This window comes from Paenibacillus sp. FSL H7-0331 (assembly GCF_001956045.1).
The window spans coordinates 22454-41398 of record NZ_MRTH01000049.1; the positions used below are offsets into that span (position 1 = coordinate 22454).

17 protein-coding genes are annotated in these 18945 nt (G+C 48.4%); 1 reads left to right on the plus strand and 16 read right to left on the minus strand.

The genetic code is table 11. The features are described from left to right. Positions 1 to 60 precede the first annotated feature (60 nt). The 6 genes from melA to BK127_RS37070 all read right to left on the minus strand — a co-directional run bounded on the left by melA (position 61) and on the right by BK127_RS37070 (position 5543). Positions 61 to 1473, minus strand: coding sequence for an alpha-galactosidase (gene melA / locus BK127_RS37045; protein ID WP_076237713.1), 1413 nt, complete (start codon positions 1471 to 1473; stop codon positions 61 to 63). 33 nt (positions 1474 to 1506) lie between these two features. Next, positions 1507 to 1965, minus strand: coding sequence for a hypothetical protein (locus BK127_RS37050; RefSeq protein ID WP_076237714.1), 459 nt, complete (start codon positions 1963 to 1965; stop codon positions 1507 to 1509). Positions 1966 to 1997: 32 nt separating this feature from the next. Further along, entirely contained in the window at positions 1998 to 3437 is a 1440-nt protein-coding gene (locus tag BK127_RS37055; RefSeq protein ID WP_076237715.1) for a hypothetical protein, read from the minus strand. Positions 3438 to 3532: 95 nt separating this feature from the next. Then, on the minus strand, positions 3533 to 3940 hold the full coding sequence (locus BK127_RS37060) for a hypothetical protein (protein ID WP_256711606.1): 408 nt from the start codon (positions 3938 to 3940) through the stop codon (positions 3533 to 3535). 4 nt (positions 3941 to 3944) lie between these two features. Beyond that, positions 3945 to 4511, minus strand: a complete 567-nt coding sequence (locus tag BK127_RS37065) for a hypothetical protein (protein WP_256711607.1) — start codon at positions 4509 to 4511, stop codon at positions 3945 to 3947. A 12-nt stretch (positions 4512 to 4523) separates the two neighbouring features. Further along, complete coding sequence (locus tag BK127_RS37070; RefSeq protein WP_083689875.1) at positions 4524 to 5543, minus strand: metallophosphoesterase family protein; 1020 nt, start codon at positions 5541 to 5543, stop codon at positions 4524 to 4526. A 429-nt stretch (positions 5544 to 5972) separates the two neighbouring features. Here BK127_RS37070 and BK127_RS37075 point away from each other — a divergent pair, with 429 nt between their 5' ends. Beyond that, complete coding sequence (locus BK127_RS37075; RefSeq protein ID WP_076237716.1) at positions 5973 to 7010, plus strand: phosphatidylinositol-specific phospholipase C/glycerophosphodiester phosphodiesterase family protein; 1038 nt, start codon at positions 5973 to 5975, stop codon at positions 7008 to 7010. Between the two features lie 79 nt (positions 7011 to 7089). Here BK127_RS37075 and BK127_RS37080 read toward each other — a convergent pair whose 3' ends face one another. The 10 genes from BK127_RS37080 to BK127_RS37125 form a co-directional block, all read right to left on the minus strand. Further along, positions 7090 to 8571 (minus strand): glycoside hydrolase family 88 protein, encoded by a 1482-nt coding sequence (locus BK127_RS37080; protein ID WP_076237717.1) that lies wholly within the window; start codon positions 8569 to 8571, stop codon positions 7090 to 7092. A gap of 12 nt (positions 8572 to 8583) precedes the next feature. Next, the gene (locus tag BK127_RS37085) at positions 8584 to 8964 is read right to left on the minus strand and encodes a Rieske (2Fe-2S) protein (protein WP_076237718.1); all 381 of its coding nucleotides are present in this window, start codon (positions 8962 to 8964) and stop codon (positions 8584 to 8586) included. Beyond that, on the minus strand, positions 8961 to 10037 hold the full coding sequence (locus BK127_RS37090) for an amidohydrolase family protein (RefSeq protein WP_076237719.1): 1077 nt from the start codon (positions 10035 to 10037) through the stop codon (positions 8961 to 8963). The genes BK127_RS37085 and BK127_RS37090 overlap by 4 nt, the downstream gene beginning before the upstream one ends. 29 nt (positions 10038 to 10066) lie before the next feature. Next, positions 10067 to 10423 (minus strand): Rieske (2Fe-2S) protein, encoded by a 357-nt coding sequence (locus BK127_RS37095; protein ID WP_083689876.1) that lies wholly within the window; start codon positions 10421 to 10423, stop codon positions 10067 to 10069. Then, positions 10420 to 11511: an amidohydrolase family protein gene (locus tag BK127_RS37100; protein ID WP_144026670.1), complete on the minus strand. Its 1092-nt coding sequence runs from the start codon at positions 11509 to 11511 to the stop codon at positions 10420 to 10422. The genes BK127_RS37095 and BK127_RS37100 overlap by 4 nt, the downstream gene beginning before the upstream one ends. Positions 11512 to 11570: 59 nt before the next feature. Beyond that, positions 11571 to 12455, minus strand: a complete 885-nt coding sequence (locus BK127_RS37105) for a carbohydrate ABC transporter permease (protein ID WP_076237721.1) — start codon at positions 12453 to 12455, stop codon at positions 11571 to 11573. A gap of 18 nt (positions 12456 to 12473) precedes the next feature. Then, positions 12474 to 13370, minus strand: coding sequence for an ABC transporter permease (locus tag BK127_RS37110; RefSeq protein ID WP_076237722.1), 897 nt, complete (start codon positions 13368 to 13370; stop codon positions 12474 to 12476). An 81-nt stretch (positions 13371 to 13451) separates the two neighbouring features. Then, on the minus strand, positions 13452 to 15167 hold the full coding sequence (locus BK127_RS37115; RefSeq protein ID WP_076237723.1) for an extracellular solute-binding protein: 1716 nt from the start codon (positions 15165 to 15167) through the stop codon (positions 13452 to 13454). A gap of 304 nt (positions 15168 to 15471) precedes the next feature. Beyond that, positions 15472 to 17148 carry a response regulator transcription factor gene (locus BK127_RS37120; RefSeq protein WP_076237724.1) on the minus strand — a complete coding sequence of 559 codons (1677 nt, stop codon included), beginning with the start codon at positions 17146 to 17148 and terminating at the stop codon, positions 15472 to 15474. Beyond that, a complete protein-coding gene (locus BK127_RS37125) occupies positions 17123 to 18910 on the minus strand; it encodes a sensor histidine kinase (protein WP_076237725.1) in 1788 nt (595 codons plus the stop codon). Before BK127_RS37125 ends, BK127_RS37120 begins: the two co-directional genes overlap by 26 nt. Between the last annotated feature and the right edge of the window lie 35 nt (positions 18911 to 18945).

The following is an 18945-nucleotide window of genomic DNA, read 5'->3' on the forward strand; positions in this document are numbered from 1 at the left end:
TGATATCATAAGGTATTGAGAAAGCTTCATGCAACACTCCAGCCACTGCATAACTGGCTTTTATTTGGAAAGCTCACCAAACCGTGAAATAACAGCAAGCGCCGGATCAATAGGGACATCGGCCCGTTGTACATTTGCCGGGATATGGATGGAAGGTGTCTGGCGGACGGATCGACCTGCGAATTGAGGCAGCCAGGCCCTCTGCGCTTCGAGCATTTCCGAAACCATCTCCCTGATTTCGTTCAACGTAAGCACAGCCGATGTCAGCGGATCAAGGGCACAAGCCTGAACGAGCGTTTCCGGATCACCGGATTTGGCAGCCAGCACCGCTAACCGCTGGACGTTAATATTGGTCAGATTTAATGCTGCACATTGTGGCGGCAGATCGCCTATAACGACACGGTTTAACCCATTGCGATCAGCAAAAATCGGACCCTCGGCGCAGCAATCCGCAGGCAGATTCGTAATCATTCCGTTATTTCGTAAATTCCCATTGAATTTGAATGGTTTACCCGTTTCCAGAGCTTCAATGATATATGCACAGTATTCCACGCTGCGCGGAGGAAGATTGTAGGATTCACCTGCTAATATATCCTGCTCGCCATACTTGCTGTATACGTATTTGCACCAGTTGTAGTAGGCACCGGATTCACCACCGAATGCCGGTTCGTCGCAGTATAGCTCCAGCGCCTTGGTATTTTTACGGAACCAGGGCACATATTCGGATAGATGCCCCGTCGATTCGGTCATAAAATAATTAAAATGGCGGAACACCTCTCCCCTCACCTTTTCATTCACATAAAACTCAGGCTGCTCAAACCGCTCCCGCAGGATCGGGTACAAATCATTACCACGGTGTTCAATTTTCGTGAACCAGCCCATATGATTAATACCTGCACATAGGAAATCAATCTCTTCCTTAGGTACACCCACGTAACCGGATATTAAATCCAAAGTCGTTTGTACGCCGTGGCACAGCCCCACGAATTTGACCTTTGTCTCACCCAGCGCCCAGCATACCATTGCCATCGGATTCACGTAATTCAGCAGTGTAGCCTGTGGACATAGCTCTTCCATCTCACGTGCGACTTCGAGTATAACCGGTATGCTGCGCATAGCCCGAAATATGCCTCCCGGCCCCAACGTATCCCCGATACATTGATCCACACCGTATCGAAGAGGAATCGTATAATCCGTTTCGTATACATTCAAACCTCCGATTTGAAATGAGCAAATCACGTAATGGGCATCAGCAAGCGCTTCGCGACGATCTGTCGTAATGACAATTTTTGATTTCAAGCCGTTTTCCTTGATTACGCGGTTTGCGAACGCTTCCACTTGTGACGTTTTGCCGGTTGAAGGCGCCATCAAATAAAAGGTTGTTTCCTCCAGCGCTTCTGTCGCCATCATATCCAGAATTAATGTTTTGCAGAAAACGATACTTCCTGCACCGATGATTGCGATTTTTCTCATTCGAATTCCCTCCCCGGTGGTTGTACAAATTGGTTACCAATTAAAGCTGCCCGGCTTATTTTCGAATCCGGCTTGAGCCTGTATATTCAACTGATGCGGTGTCATGCTCTGCGGATTGAAGGGCTGTCTCTGTACGTTATGAAAATCAGCCAGAGACACACTCGTAATGCCGCGCGGCATCAGATCAATCGTTAAATCATACTCATTATTGAGTCGTAAGGTAACTCCTTTCCAGACAAAATCATTGCCATTGTCGATCATGATATTCGTACTGGAGAAGGTAAGAGCCGCCTGTAAGTCTGTATGGTGGATGCTTCGCTGGTTAGGCAAGTAACTGCAGGCGTTCAGCACTGACAGCAAGAGCAGCAGGGCAAACCAGATACATATCCGTCTAATAACCGCAGGACGAAGGCTTCTCCGCTTATCCGATTCTGATGAGGACAGTAGCATACAAGAAGATGTGAATCTATATCCAGCTCTACGACTGCTCATAAGCTTCTCCCTTCCTGCGGTTTCTTCGCATCTTATTTACGGTACGTCAGACTGGCATCAAACCACCATTCAGGTGTCTGCGGATGACTGCCATGCACTTCGATGGCGAGCGTATTCAAGCCTTTTACAATCACATTTTTTTGATTTGTGAGCGGATAGTCTTCAAATAACCCGCCCTGATGGGGAATGGCCACTGATCGGTAATCAACCAGCCCCTCCCGTATGGAATCTCTGGCAATTTCGATCCCGTTCAAATAAGCGACAAAGCCATCCTCAAATGCAACTCTCAGTATCCAATCCTTCATGTCCGCAGGATCTTCATCGACTACAAATGTTTTACGGAAATAGTAGGCTGGCGATTGAGCCTGTGCCGGAAGCGTTGTTGCGATACTTCTGCTTGCCAAGCTTTCCCGGGAGCGTCCGAAGGGCGCACGCGCCCAGCCCCATTGTACATCCGAATAGGCAGCGCTGCGCCAATCCTCGCGTGGCAGCGGACTCTGGGTGACGAGCGGCTGCTCGCCGGTCAGGTCGAGCCCCTGTGGGAGCACGGTGCGCACGTCGGGACCGCCGGCGTGGTACTTCCACATCGCGCCGATACTAATCGACGCGCGCTCTTGCACAGCAGCCGATTGACGCAGTCCGGCTGCATCCAGTGCCAGCCGGTCCGCTGCGCGACCGGCGCTGCCCGCAGCCGCCTCCAGCCGGCTGCCGCTGCCCTGGACCATGAGCAGCCCGCCTGCGGGGCTGCTCATGGTCCATTCCGCCCACCCCGGGTGGGCGGAGGTGCTGCTGTAACCGGCCTGCGGCCGTTCGGTTACAGCAGCCTCCGGCGCGTAAGCCTTCGCGCCGATCAATACGAGCTCGGCGCCGCTAACCGTGAGCCCGCTCCAAACCTCAGGCTGCATCGGCTCCTTGTTCAGGAGCACGACCCGATGCAGCCGCGGATTATGCTCCGCTGTCTGCTTCAACCAAGCCAGCTGAATGGCTGGCTCCGCCTCCAGACGCTCCGCATTCAGAAACCAGAACCGCGCTGCGCCATAATCAACAAAATAAGCGGTTCTGCCATAACCAGTCAGCTGTTGCTCAGGAATATGAGTGAAACGAACAGCCATGTTCGCCTCTGTAGCGGACCCATCCCAGACCGGGAAGAATGCTCTGGGAGCCGGAACAGCTCCGGACCGCTCCACTTTTCCAGCCAAAGCCGCAGGTCCAGCAAAAAGCAAAACATCGGGATGCAGCTTCATTTGTTCGCTTAATGTATCCACATAAGCGGCGCCTTCATCCTGCAAATAGGCCATCGTCCAAACCGGGCTTTCGGCCGCTGGAGTCGATTCAAATCGACCAGCAACAGGTGGTTTCGACCACAACAGGGTTCCAAGCAGAATGACAAACAGAAACAGACACAGCAAAGTGAGCAGATAGCCGCCTTTTTTATTTATCTTATCCGTAATACGCTCTTCACGGCTCTTCATGTCTGACATCTCCTGACCTGCTCACATAGCTATTTATATAAATTCCGCCTAACAGACGGCAACCAATCAATAAGGATCGATCCGTTCAGATCGAATCAAGTCGGCCAACCATAAATTTTGTGATATACAGGCGGCCACAGCAGTACGAGAAGTATCATCATTCCGATCGTAAACAACACCGTCCAGAACCGCAAGCGCAGCTCAAACCATTTCAGTGTAATGAATAATACAAGCCAGCTTCCCAGCCAGACAGTGAGCGCTGTGATTTCCTTGCCACCGTAGGGACCAATACGCAATCCACCTGGCAGCCATGAGCTTAACCGTATCAACCATACATTGGCCGCAGCAGGATCAGCTGCACTCCACCAATGGGCAGCTGTTAAAGCAGCCATGCCGAGTAAAGCAGCCAGCATACCCGCGACGACCTCACCGGAACGAGGCGATGTGCCGCCTCCTTTTGTCACCATGTCATCAAAATCTCCTTCATCGTGCACCGTTTCCATTTCATCAGACACCCTTCCATTTGGACAGCACCAATCCAAATACAAATCCGATCAGTAAAGTTAGCCACATCATCGACAGCAGGACACCAACAGCATAACGAACTTCGCGACCACCGTCACCACTGGAAGCAAACCTCCGCAGACATACAGCGGCTGTAATCCCACAGGGAATCGCCATCAGCGAGACAAACTCTTTATATTCCATGACTACCCAATGGCCGAATGGCAGATGCAGCTTAAACCACTCGGCAGCACCTTCTGGCGACTGATAGCCGATATACAACCAATTACCGATAATGACGGTCAGCAGCACCAGAAGATTGGTGACCAGCAGCCGCCGCTCCAGCTTCAATCGTGCCCCCTGTGCACCACGAACGTACATATAGTAGGCATGCCACGTATAGGTAGCTACCAGAAGCGTCATAGAAGCCCCTACTCCATGCAGGATACCTGCTAATCGATTAGCACTCGGTCCGCCAAATGCGTTGGCAAGCGGGATGAGGAGAAACAAGACAACCGCAATAAACCCTTGTGCGACCGCCAAGTCCCGGAACTGTGGACCTATTTTCATGCTTCAACGCTCCTATCGCTCAACTGTGAACGCATCAATTTCATTTTGTTGTAAATCATAAGCTTTAAAGGTTGCTTTACTGCCATCAATATCGATAACCATGTAATGATAGCTTGCTTTGGGGCCAACCACAACCTGCTTGGTTTCCTTGCCTCCATTATACAAAGGCGCACCTGCTCCACCTATCGTCAGCTGATAAATTGTGTTGTCAAAATGGTATCCACTGCCGTCAAAGCTTGCGTCCACTTTTCTACGATTATAGTTATGCTCATGGCCAACGAGCACAGCCGTTACCTTATATTTATCCAAAAGCGACCAAAGTGCATCCCGGGCTGCAGGCTCAGCATCCAGAGAGCTTCCCAAATGGGCGCCTATCGGATAAGCCGGTACGTGAAATTGTACGAATATATGTTTGTCGCTGCTAGTTTTCAGCTGATTTTCCAGCCACGTCCGCTGCTGCTCATCAATAACATAGTGATCTGCGGCATTTTTTCGATCAGAGTTTAATGTAATAAATCGGGCATTGCCATAATCAAACGCATACACCGTCTTTCCATAGCCGGGCAACTGCTCCTTAGGCAGCATCGAAAAAGCTTCTGAAAATATTTTTTCATCATGCTCATGGTTGCCGAGTGCCGGATAGACGGAGGTCATCGGAAAATAATCACTGACTAGCCTGGACCATGCTCCCAACTGTTTGCCAACGTCAGAGCCCCCAACGACCTGATCCCCGGTAAACATCAGAAATTCGGGCAAAGGTTGTAAACCTTTGATCTTATCCAGAAGACCGCGCAGCGTCACTTCATTAATACCATTGGACGACCCGCGGCTGTCTCCCATCACAACAAATCGAAATGGTTTTTGCGTGACTTGCGCTGTATCAGGCTTTGCTGGTTGTCCATTATTGAGTTCAGGATTAGCGGCTGGCGCTCCAAACGAGCATCCTGCCAGCAGGACTAGTCCGGCGATTAGCAATAAGAATCTGATAGTTCTGATATTTATCATCAAGCTTTCACGAGGTTTCGTGTGCATGCTGCTGCACTTCCTTTCCATATTCAACCGCGAGGATCAAGCCTGCTGAATACAGTTTCATCACATGTCAAAGTTCCTTTTATACTAACACATTTTTCCGTACCCTACCAAGAATAAGGAGCTCCAGAAATCGGCGATACAAGCTGACTACCGCATTCAGCAAACATTCAGTCTCTATTCAGTAGACATTCAGCGGGCTTTCACTTAACGTTCAATCTGATTTGCTATGCTGAAAGAAGCGTAAGCATTCAGAGGGAAAAGCACCCTATGCAGTTGTAAAAAATTTGTAAAATGTGTTACTTTCGCGATTTAATCCATACAGTTGTGCTTCAAATGGGTAATAACAATTAACGAAGGCCCCAGAGAGAGAGAGATAGAGCAATACAATCGGATAGGAGTTAATAACCATTAAGAAAGGTGGAGAATGATATGAAACGCATATTAAAAGCATGTATCCCATTCACACTGTTACTGTCGATCCTGATATCCTCACAAGCGATTCCCGCAATTGCAGCAGAACCTGCTGTGAATGAAGATTGGACCCGCTTCCCTTTAATCGCCCATGCCCTTGGCGGCATTGATGGGGTCGATTACACCAATAGCCTTGAAGCCTTCCAAACGAATTATGATAAAGGACAGCGATTGTTCGAGGTTGATTTCTCGATTACCAAGGACGGCCTGTTAGCTGCCCGTCATGATTGGATGGGCTATCTGGCTACCAAATTTGAGCAAGATATACCTGCTAACAAGCTGGAGGAGCCGCTAACGCTTAAAGAGTTCAAGAGCTATAAAATTCTTGAAAACTACACGCCGCTTTCTTTTGCCGATGTAGCCCGCTTAAGCAAAAAGTATCCGGATGTCTACTTTATTACCGACACCAAGGAAACCGATCCTGAGCTGGTCAAACAGCAGTTCACAGTGATTCGTGATACAGCCAATCGAATTGATCCGACAATTCTTGACCGTTTTATTCCCGAAATCTATTCTCCAGAAATGTTGGATATAGTTCGTGACATAATCCCTTTCAAACATGTGATTTTCTCGCTGTATTTGACCTCCATGGAGCCAGCTGAGGTGGTTCAATATGTAAAAGAGCACGATGTCCATGTGGTTGCTATGCCTGAGGAAAGAGCTACCAAGTCCTTCATCAAGGATTTAAACGATATCGGTGTAGTCACTTACGTCCATTCCTTGAATAAGGTCAAAGATGTGAAAAAACTGATGAGAATGGGCGTTCATGGAGTCTACACGGATTTCCTTAGCTATAAGGATCTTGGAATTGACGAAGCACCCTTGATTGCCGTAGGTCAGACCGATGCAGAGAAATCCGCTGCAAATCTTACAACGCAGGACCCTTCCCTTACAACAGCTTCTGCTGATACGGTGACAGGACAGTCCACAGTCGCTCCTGCTCCAACGACATGGGAAAAGATAAAGCTGCTGCTGGGACAGCTGTTTAATAGCTAAAATATAAGCAAAAGAACCTTCCGATCCACTTCACTTCGTGGGGAAGGTTCTTTCGTTTTTGTATGGCATCCAAGTTATTTCAGTTACAAGGCTTATTCAGCGCTGCTCCTAGCTGAGCAAGCAGCCCCATCCCCATTTGAAACATGACCCTATAGCCGCTCCGCTGCAATTCCTCACCGCCCTGATTGGTCTGGGAAACTCCTCTTATGAACCCATCGATGGTTAAATATTCCTGCAGAGCAATCCAGGCCCGTTCCCCGCGAATCAGATAGCTGACCTCCAGCAGCCCTTCTCTTGCGCCCAACACCATTGCCGCAGCAATTCCAGCAGATCCCCCAGCTTCCGTACCTGTGGACGAATCGTCAGCAAATACGGTCCATAGGCCGTTTTCCTGCTGTAAAGACGCCGCAAATCCAGCTGAACGGACGAACTCTGCTGCCGCTTGCTGATAGAGGGTACTGGGTTTGTTGTCATTCCAAGCCTTCAGCTCGATTAACATTCTGGCAGCGCCGAGCAAATACCAGGCTAAGGCACGGGCCCAATTCAGGTAGGAGCAGTGATTCTCGGCATCTGCACGCAAATAAATCCCACGCTCCGTAACCAACCTCTCTTTGCGTGACCATAGCTGCATTAAGGCGAGCTCAGCCAGATCGTCGCGTCCGCGTGCCGCGGCAATAGCTGCTATAGGATAACCTACCGTATAAACGCCTTCACCGGTAATCGTATCGGTTTCACGATCGTATATGGAACCATCTGCTCTTTGATAATCAAGCCAATAAGCGATTAGTGAATCGATAACCGGATGATCTGGTTGTATTTTAGCCAATACTGCATAGGGTAATGTCTGTTCAATCACATCAGCAACTATTTTACCGTTCTTCACTCGCGGTCCAGTAGGCTCCTCGATTTCCTTGTTATCGTCCACAAACAGCTTCAAATGCTGCTCGACAGCCAATAGATAGTGAGTGTCCTTCGTAAAACGATACATATCGTACAGTCCATCCAGCACACAGCCTTCCATCCATCCCGAGCGGTGGTAGCAGGCCTGAGATTGGAGATGGTATGTGAATAATGCCAAACGATTCGTTGCATGGGCTGGAGCCAGCAGTAAGTGTGGGGAAAATACGGCGCAGTCCTCGCCCTCACCACACAATAACCATACATCTTCTGTCCCCTTGATCATCCGCAAGCCCACGCCTTCGCGAAATATTCGTTCTCCCCCGTCAGGAGTAACAGGGATTTCGAACATTTGCTTGGCATAAGCATATCTGACATCAAACAGACCGAGTCGTTCCCCACTTTCATACAAAAAAGCCTCGAGCTCTACTTCCTCTCTGACATGGACCGCAAACGTGATTCGCAAGCCTTGAATAGGCTCCTTTGGCAGCTTGCCTGTAAAGTACAGCACTGTGGATGTACCTATATTAGCAGGAGCGACTATCACTGCTGCTGCACTTCCCTTGGGAAGATGCGAGCCGTCGAATGGACGATTCGGTGCGACGACCGAATCCGCAAATCGGTAATGCTTATGCCATTCAAGCTGTTGCTGTTGCTGCTGCATTCCGTCCCTCCTCTACGATGATATTCCAGATCCAGACTTCGAGCTTGTCACCACATATACACGGTCCTCTTCGATTATTGTTTCGTATCTTTTGAGCTTAACCGATGCATCCAGTAAAAATTGTCCTGTCTTGAGATCAAATTCCCAGGCATGCAAGGGACAACGCAATATTTGCTGATCCCTGTCATAGTGATATTCGTAGACCTGGGAGGTCAGATTGGTACCGCCGACCCACCCCTTACATATGCTTACTCCCCGATGAGGACAGACACTTCGCCAGGCATGGACTTCACCTTCAACCTCGTACACCCCGATCTCCTGCCCTTCAAGGACGACCAGCTTGCTCCTTGCTTCCCGTAATTCCTGCAACGTAGCTATATAATGACGATTCATTCGGCTGCCTCCTTGCCGACAGGTCGTTTCAAACCGAACAGCTGCAATGCTGTTTCACCCATAACAGGTACTCTCAAATGCTTCGGAAGACTTAATTCGACGGTTTTGGGCGCGTCGAAATCCCAATGCGGGTAGTCCGAGGAATAAAGCAGTGTTTTCTCCGCATGGATCATCTCCAGAATTTGCAGGAAATACTCTTTCTTTTCGGGCTCCTCCAAAGGTTGGGTCGTTAAATAAACCTGATTAATAATGTATTCTGACGGATATTTGGTAAGCCAAGGAACTGAGGATCGCAGCGACTTGTAGTGATTATCCAACGTCCATATCACATTAGGCAGCCAGGATATTCCACCCTCCATACCAATCAGCTTAAAGCCCGGGAATTTCTCAAATACGCCTTCACAAACCAGACTAATCAGATGGGCTATATAGCTGAGACTTAAGCCTGCATGCCATTCCATGTACCTGGTCGGATAACCGGCATTGGTAGGCTCTGGTGCAATCCCTCTCCCCTCGGCAGTAGGGTGAATCGCTATCGGGAGTCCATACTGCTCAGCAGCCTCATAAATCGGATGAAAAATCCGTTGTCCATACAAGGTCCGCGAGGCGCTTGGCATCACAATCTGCACCATATCGGGATGATCGCCCCAGCGATGAATCTCCTTTACAGCGGCTACAGGGTCGCTATTATTAATGAGGATCGAGCCTTTGAAGCGCGAATCCTCCGGAAGCCAATAACCAGCTGTCCATTCGTTGTAAGCAGCAGCAACCGCATTGGCATAATCGGGATTATAGTACACCGAAATATTGATTGCATCCGTTGTCAGAATCGCATAATCAATGCCATTTTCATCCAGAAGCTGTTTCTTCATTAATGCTGGGTCACTTCCCGGTGGCCCGGACTCTGGATAGGCATCCTTCCTATACGCTCCAATCAGAGAATAATAGTGTGCGGGAATGACTCCCATCGCTTTCCATTCGTTGTGCCACGTTCTGGGCAGAAAGGGAAGCAGCTCGTCACTGCTCTTCAATGCGTGATGAACATCAATATCGACAATAACTCTCTTATTCATAAAGTTATCTCCTCGTATCAGGTTATATCTCAAGACATCATTAGATACAGGCTGCCATCCTCTACCTTAACCTCATAACCCCGCAGCTTGGCGCTGGAATCAGGTGCCAGATGACGACCATCGGTCAAATCAAATTCCCATCCATGCCAAGGGCAGCGCAGGATTTGGCCTTCATAACCGAATTCATATTCGTAAACGTCCTTGGGCAGCGTGGTTCCGTTAATTAACCCTTTGCACACCGGTGCAGCAGCATGCGGGCACAGATTGCGCCACGCATAGAAACGGCCACCCACATAGAAAATCCCAATCTCCATATTTTTGATGACGACGATTTTTTTACCTAGTGCCATAACTTCTTCCTCAGAAGCTGCAAAATATGGATTCAAGACTCATGCACCTCCTCCACTTCAGCCGCAAGAGCAGGTAATCGATATAACTCCTGCGCGGTTTCCCCCATCACACGCCTTTTCATTTCACGTGGCATCGGCGGCAGCGCCATCATCGGGTTATCAAAATCCCAATGCGGATAGTCTGTTGAAAACATCACCCGTTTATCGGCTCCGATCATTTGGAAAATTTGCAGCAGCTCCTTGGGATCATCCGGCTCTTCAATCGGTTGACTTGTCAAATAAATATGCTCACGAATATATTCCGAAGGGCGACGCTTCAACCAAGGCACGGTGGATCGAAGCGCCTTGAAATTCTTATCCATCCGCCACATCAGGTGAGGCAGCCAGGATATGCCGCCCTCTATGGCAACAAATTTTAATTGCGGGAATTTTTCGAATACACCCTCGCAAACCAGACTATTCACATGCGCCATATAGCCAGTAGGTAAAATGTTGTGCCATTCAAAGTAACGTGTCGGATATCCTGAGTTCGTCGGGGACGGGGAAATCCCTCGTCCTTCACCTCCCGGGTGAACGGCTACAGGAAGCCCATTGCGTTCTGCCGCTTCATAAATCGGATGAAAAAAACGCTGACCGAGCAGCATCCGTGATGCACTCGTCATGACCACCTGCACCATATTCGGATTAGAAGCCATTCGATCAATCTCCTTGGCAGCAGCAATCGGGTCTGTATTATTGATCAGAATCGAGCCGCGAAACTTCGGTGAAGCCTTTAGCCACAGCTCCGACATCCAATCATTCCAGGCGGAGGCAACCACGTTGGCATAATCCGGGTCCGGGTATAAGGAGATTTCAATTCCGGAGTTCAGGATCGCATAGTCGATATGATACTGCTCAAGCAGGTGCTTCAGCATAAATTCCGGGTCACTTCCCTGTCCGCCACCATTCTCCGGGACTGCGTCCTTCATGGCTCCGCCGACTGCTGAATAATAGACCCGAGCCGCTCCAATTCCCATCTCCAGCCACTGCTCGTGCCATACCCGCGGGAGAAATGGCAGCAGCTCGTTTAAGCTTTTCATTCCATTGTGCACATCGGCATCGACGATTAATGATTTATTCCCCATTATGAGTCCCATCCTTTATCGGAGTTGTTTAGCTTCTAACATTACGTCCTTGCATTTCTTTATTCCTTCACGCTGCCAAGCACAATCCCTTTCATAAAGAAACGCTGGATGAACGGATAGACTAACAAAATCGGCAGTGCTCCGAGGAAAATTTGTGCAGACTTTGCAGTCCGATCTGATACCTCAGCCAGCATCTCCATATCAACACTGCCTGCCAATAACGTATCTACTGCCGTAATAACCGTATACAGATAGCTCTGCAAAGGATAATTATGCGGTGAATTCATGAAGATAATGCCATCAAACCAGGCATTCCACTGCCCAACAATGGAAAATAGCAGCAGGGTCGCCAGAGACGGCGTCGACAGCGGGACAAATATTCGCCACAGCACCGTCCAATGACCGGCGCCGTCCATAAATGCTGCTTCCTCCAGCTCTTTGGGGAGTCCGCGAAAGAAGTTAAGTAAAATCAGAATGTTGAACACAGGCAGTGCATGATGCAGAACCAGTGCCCAAATCGAATCCAGCAGGCCAAGCGCCTTAATCGTCATATATAACGGGATCAGACCACCGTTAAACAGCATGGTGAACACAAAGATCCACGCATATAACGTTCTTCCCTTTAATGCCTTGGCATCCTTGGATAACGGATAGGCAACCAGAATAACAAGCACCATGTTCAAGGTAACACCCAGCGCCACACGCTGCAGCGTTACCACAAGCGAGCGTATGAACTCGGGTTTTTGGACAATAAACGCATAAGCCTTCCATGTAAATTCGACCGGCCACAGCTTGACAAAGCCTGCTGCCGCAGCAGAGCTGGAGCTGAGCGAAATCGCAAATACATTAATCAACGGTAAAATACATAAGAGCGACAAGCCGACCAGCAGCACATAATTCGAGATAATAAACAGTCTGCGGGACCACGACGGATGCTCAACCATTACGCTTTCCTCCCTTCCCTAGAAAATTCTGTAGTTAGCGAAACGATAAGCCATCAAATAAGATGTAGACAGCAGGATAAAGGAAACCACTGATTTAAACAGTCCTATGGCCGTTGCAACGCCATATTGCGCATCAACGATCCCGATTCGATAAACAAATGTATCGATAATATCGCCGCTTTCATAAACAACCGGACTGTACAAATTAAACACCTGCTCAAATCCGGCATTCAACACATTTCCTATACTAAGCGTGACCATTAACACAATAATCGGAGCCATGCCGGGTAAAGTCACATGCCAGGTTTGCTTCCATCGATTAGCACCGTCAATGACAGCTGCCTCATATAACGACGGGTTAATGCTCGTAATGGCTGCCAAATAAATAATTGAGCTGAAGCCAAATTCCTTCCATTCATTGGACAGCACCAGTGTAAAGGGAAACCAGTGATTATCCGCCATAAAAAAAATCGGCTCTATACCCAGCCACTGCAGGCCTTGATTCACAATCCCGGAAGAAGGCGACAGGATGTCCACCAGAACCCCGCTCAGGATAACCCACGATAAAAAATGCGGCAAATACACGAGAGTTTGCACCATACGCTTCACAAATTCTCGCCGCATTTCGTTCAATAACACAGCCACAGTCAATGGAACTATTAACCCCGCTATAATTTTCATTACCGCGATATAGATCGTATTCCAGATAACCTGATAAAAGCTCGGAAGCTTCATGACATACACAAAATTATCGAAGCCGACTAAAGGTGAACCCATAATTCCCTTGGCCGGATTAAATTTCTGAAAGGCAATAATAATGCCCAGCATAGGACCGTAGCTGAAGATGAGTACGAGCAATAAACCCGGAATAATCATCAAATGCAGAGGAAGCTGCAGCCTCCATTTCGTATTCATTTCCATTCAACTCCCTTATGCTTCAAGACTTGATTTCGAAGGAAAGGGGCCGGGCACAACCTCCCCGTAAGCCCCCTTGTATTATTTATTTTTGCTGTAATACTCGTTAACTTCCTTTTCAATTGCATCGCCGCCAAGGCTTTTCCATTCCTTGACGAATTTATCAAAATCGCTTATCGGTGCGGCCCCCATTATAATTTTGGTTACCATTTCGTTCTGGATCTTTTGGAGTGTGGCATCCTTCTCCACCATCGTAGCTGTAGGGGCACCGGTGAAGGCATTGAACTGATAGTTCTTGTTTTTCAAATAGGTCGCGATGACACCGAATGAACCCTCAGGACCAAAGGTCCGCTCCGAGAACCACAGGCTGTCGTCACCCTTGCGAAAGCCTGCTACCCGGCTGAAGTGGAGCGATGCCGGAAAGTCGAGCTTGCTTCCATCACCTTTGTTTTTCAGCTCCTCTACCACCTTCAAATGGGCATTGATATTCAAGTCTGCCGGATTAATGAGCACTGGGAAATATTTTCCGGGGTAAATACCGGTTGCTGTATCGATAATAAAAGGATTTTTGGAGCCGCTGTAATCGGTCTGAAAGTAACGTTTATTGTACAAATTCAGTAATTTGATTACGGCTTCAGGGTTTTTGCTGCCTTTTTTCACGACAAAGAATGAAGTCGCGGCATCATTAGCCTGTAGAATAACCGGTTTGCTGTCTGCGGATGTAATCGGAAATGCCTGCCAATCCGCCTTCGGATCATTTTTGCGGTTGTCCTTGAAGAAGGTCGTCGCATCCGCCACATAGCCGAATGCTACACCCAGCTTACCTGCCGCCGCATCCTCAGCTACCTTTTTCCAAGGCTTAACGGAAAACTCCTTATCGATCACGCCATCCTTATAGAGCTGCTGCAGCTTTTCCAGAGCTGGCTTCATCTCCGGCTGCACCGAGCCGTATACCAGCTTATCGGAGGCGTCCTTGACCCAAAATGTCGGGTAGGCATGGTACGCATTGAACAGTCCGATCAGTGAAGCAGGCGTGACCCCGTTATTGGCTTCCTTAAAAATATCCTTGCTCACACCAAGCCCAATCGTATCGGCCTTGCCGTTGCCATCCGGATCGTTTTTGGCAAATGCCGTGGCAATATTCAACACATCGTCCATCGTCTTCGGCTCCGCCAGATTGAGCTTCTTCATCCAATCCGTCCTGATCCAAACCATGCTGGCGGAGGCTACACCATTGTTCTCAAATGTCTGCGGAATCCCCATCAGCTTGCCGTTCACGGTAACAGACTTCATTGCGGCACCGCCATCCTTAAGCAGCGCTTCCTTGGTAAACGGGGTTGCGTATTTATCGTAAAGCGTGGTCAGATCCTCCACCAAATTGGAATCGATCAAACGCTGCATGACCACCCGGTCAACCGCCATAAAATCGGGCAGCTCTCCTGAAGCAAGTGTGACGTTCAGCTTTTGTGAAAATTGGGAGGCATCGACAACCCACAGGTTTTTGACTTTAATGCCCAGATCATTTTCCATAATGGGGGTCCAAATGTTTTTATCCAGCGACTCTCCCTCGGCAAATTTGAAGCTCGCATCTATCGCACGAACTGTAGACACCTCAATCGTCGGACTGTATTTACCCATCGGATCTGCAGGCTTGTTATCCACTGCTGCTGCAGGTGGTGTAGAGCTCGGTGGTGTAGTATTTGGTGCTGCCGCCTCTTTGGTTGAGGTACAGGCGCTCAACAGCAGTGGAATTGATAGCGCTGTCATAATGAGTGAATTGCGTTGTATTCTCTTCATGAACGTTCCCCCTTGATATTTATTCTTACTATCCTGATTGTAAAACGAACCCGCCTCGAAGCATACGGGACTTTCTTATGATCGTTATCTTATTTTATCCAATTCGTGAATTAGACAAGATTGATGCTGTCCTTATAGCAAATGGATATAAGAAAAACTTCTGATCGAAGCCTATTCGAAGAAGATACATCCGTGTTTTAAATGTAGCTTTTCTTGCAATATCAGAATATTCAGCTCTGCTGAAACTAATAAATTCTGATATTATGAAAAAGGAAACTGCTTGGTAAGCCAGCTTCCCATTCCATCATAATTCCCGATACTCAAGCGGCGTGCTGTTCGTGATCTTTTTAAATAAGCGGGTAAAATACGGAGCCGAGTCAAAACCAACCTCAGCTGCGATCTCGTGGATTTTGAGGTTCGTGCTTTTCAATAAGTGCTTGGCACGCGTTATTCTAACCTCTGTAATGTAGTCCAGCAGATTGATCCCTGTAAGCTGCTTGTACAGACGGGATAAATAAGGAGGACTCAGGTACACAACCTCGGATAAACGGGTTAACGACAGCTCTTCATTAATATAATCGTGCACGTATTGATGAATGAGCCGAATCATATCCGTCGTTTTTTCTTCCTGAACATGACTGTTATGCTCCGCTATCGTTTCTCCCAATCGACAAAAATAGCTCAGTGCCGTCTGCCAGGAGCGATGGTTTTCCAGCTGTATGTAAGTGTCCAGCTGCAGCTGCGGACCGATCCTGTCCGTCAGATTGCGTCGGTTCAAATAGGAAAGAAAAAAAGCCGATAAATGGCTGAATATTTCCAAAGTCAAATAGGTGATCTTCTGCTCCGTGAAAGCCAGCTCGTCAAACCGGGTAATGTCCTCATACAGCTGTACAAATTGAGACTTATCTCCATTATCGAGATGCGGTTCAAGCAGATCCAGCTTGCGCAGCTGATTGCGGAATTCGGTCTCGGCGAAGAAAGCACGACTGGATCGCTCCCCGCTTGTCTCGGATGAGCCCGACTCGGTAATCAGCATTTCCTGGCTTCTTATCCAGCCGCTGCTTAACAGCAGCTTCAGTGAATCGATCTGCCGGGCCGCCTCTTCCCATGTGCATGACCCAGAGCTCATAATCAACGAAATGGGCAGCTTCAGCAGCTTGCTGCACGTTTCCTGGATAGACTCCGAGGTTCCTCTCACAAATCGGCCAAGTCGTTCCCATTCTTCAGGTGAAGCTGAAGAAGCCTCTCCATCACTGCTGCTCTTGGGCTGTATCAGCCATACAAACCGGAATTTATCATAAGGGATGAACAGAAATCCAAATCTGTCAGCCAATAACTCCTTGGCAATGTTCTGAATCGAATAGAGCATCAACGATTTGTCCGATAGCGAAGCATACTCTCTCCAATCATCCACACGGCCCAAGGCCACGAATACTGGCTGCTCGGCATCCAATCCGATCTGAAGCTCAGCAAACCTTCTTGCTCGGACAGCCACAGAATCTCCCTCACCACGAAGCAGCTCCAACAAGTAATCACGCCGCAAGGCAGGGAGTGCCTGTTGAAGCTGCTGTCTGGCCTTAAGCGAGATATCACCCTCCATCAGCTCGGTGGTGATTTCCTGGGCTGCCTTTTCTATAGCCTGAAATATCAGTTCATCACCCTCGGTCTTGAGAACGTAATCGGTTCCGCCTTTGCGGATGGCGGTTTGGATGTAATCAAAGTCATTATAGCCCGATAAAAAAATGATTTTGCAGCGTGGCCATTGCTCTCGTACACGGTCCGCAAGCTCCAGACCATTCATGCCTGGCATTCTGATGTCGGTGAGCAAAATATCCAGACGCATATCGTTCATTTTATCCATCGCATGAAGACCTGAATAGGCTTTGGTCACCGTCAGCTCATACTGCTTCCATTCCTGTATCGCATCGAACAAGTAATCGACAGCTAACGGTTCATCATCGACCAGCATCAAGTGCAGCATGTTGTCCCTCCTGTTCCTTGGTCATCTGAATGTTCATAACTACCTGAAGTCCTCCCTGCAGTCCGGTGGACAGCGTAATTCCCGATTGTTCTCCAAATTTCAGCTGAAGCCTGCGGTGCACATTCATAATGCCGCTAACCTCCGCGTTCACCTGCTTCGAGGATAATCGGCTCCGCCAATTCGTGAGATCTGTTTCCGACATTCCCGCTCCGTTGTCTTCAATAATAATCCGCAGTTCTTCAGACCGCGACTCCAACGTTACCGACAGCTTGCCATCCGTGATCGTGTGCTCAAGCCCATAATTATAGGCATTCTCTACCAATGGCTGTAAAATAAGTCGTGGCACTTGAAACGAAAGCAACGCTTCCGGCAGCTCATCAATGCTCACCTGAACACGATTGGAAAATCGGACGTTCTGGATTTCCATATACATCCGAACATGATGCCATTCATCGGCAAGTCGAACATCATCCCCCGTCTTCTTCGTAATGTAGCGGAAATAATCACCCAAATATTTGGTGAATCTCAGACTGTTATCGTAATCCTCTGCTTTGGTCATCCTGTACAGTAAATACAAGCTGTTATACAAAAAATGCGGATTGATCTGGGACTGCAGCTGATTAAGCTCAGCCTGCTGCGTTTGCAGCTTCTGCTCGTAAACCTCGTAGACAAGCGTATTCAGCTTCGCCGTCATTACATTAAATTGATGATACAAGTAGCTGAATTCATCTCTGCTTTTATGATGCAGGGAGACCGACAAATTACCCGATTCCACCTTGCGGAAGGCACGAACCATTTTGGTCAAAGGCTTGTGAATAACCTTATACACCCAGTACGAAACGAAAATAATTAGCACCACGGTGACAATCGACATCAGGATGATGTAGCTCTTATATTTGTTGAGAGGTCCGAGCAGGTCCGCTTCCTGTATATAAACCATCAGTGTCGTATCGGTATCCGGTAAATATTCGTAAGCGGTAATGTAGCTCTGCTTGTTCAAGGTGATCGTCTCGATGCCTTGCGTCCCTTCTCCCTTGTTCGTCACCCAGCTGCGAACGTTAGCCGCTATCGGTTCCAGCTCCGGTTGTCCCTGATCGCCTGCAATGATCCAGCTCGTATGCAGCAGCGCTGCCCCGCCCTTAGAGCCGGAAATTTGCCGCAAAAAATGCCGCAATTCTTCTACAGAAACCTCGGTCTCCAGTACAAATAACGGATCACGCTGGGCAGAAACAGGTAAACTCGGATAATATTCACGAAGCAACAACGCACCGTCCTTATACAGCAGCGGTGAAGTATGGGGAAGCTCGCGTTCAACCTTCAAACGGTTCGTCATTTCTGGGGATAACGCCTCCGACAGCTCGTCTGTCGAAATTACCCGCTGTATCGGTGGAATGTAAACGCTTGCTTTTTTTACGTAAATACCTGAGCTTTTCATCAATTCCAGCTTTTGCTGAAATTGCTTCATCTGCGCTGTGCGCTCATAGAAGGTCAAGCCTTCTGCAATCACGCTTAACGAGGTCAGATCATTGTCATTCACATACTCGCGCTGAAGCCTGACCATGCGATCGATTTCCTTATTCAGGGAATTGCTGTAAAAGTGGATTTGCGAAAGCAGCGAATTGGACACCTCATCCCTTACAATTTGAGCACCCAGATCGTTCATCTGAATCGCCAAAGCATAAACTGGAAGCACAACAATAAAGAACATCGCCAGCAGCTTGGTGAATATCGAAAACCACCATTTTTGCCAGTTTACTTTCATAAAAATAGCCTCACCCTCCTGAATGGCTGTACAGC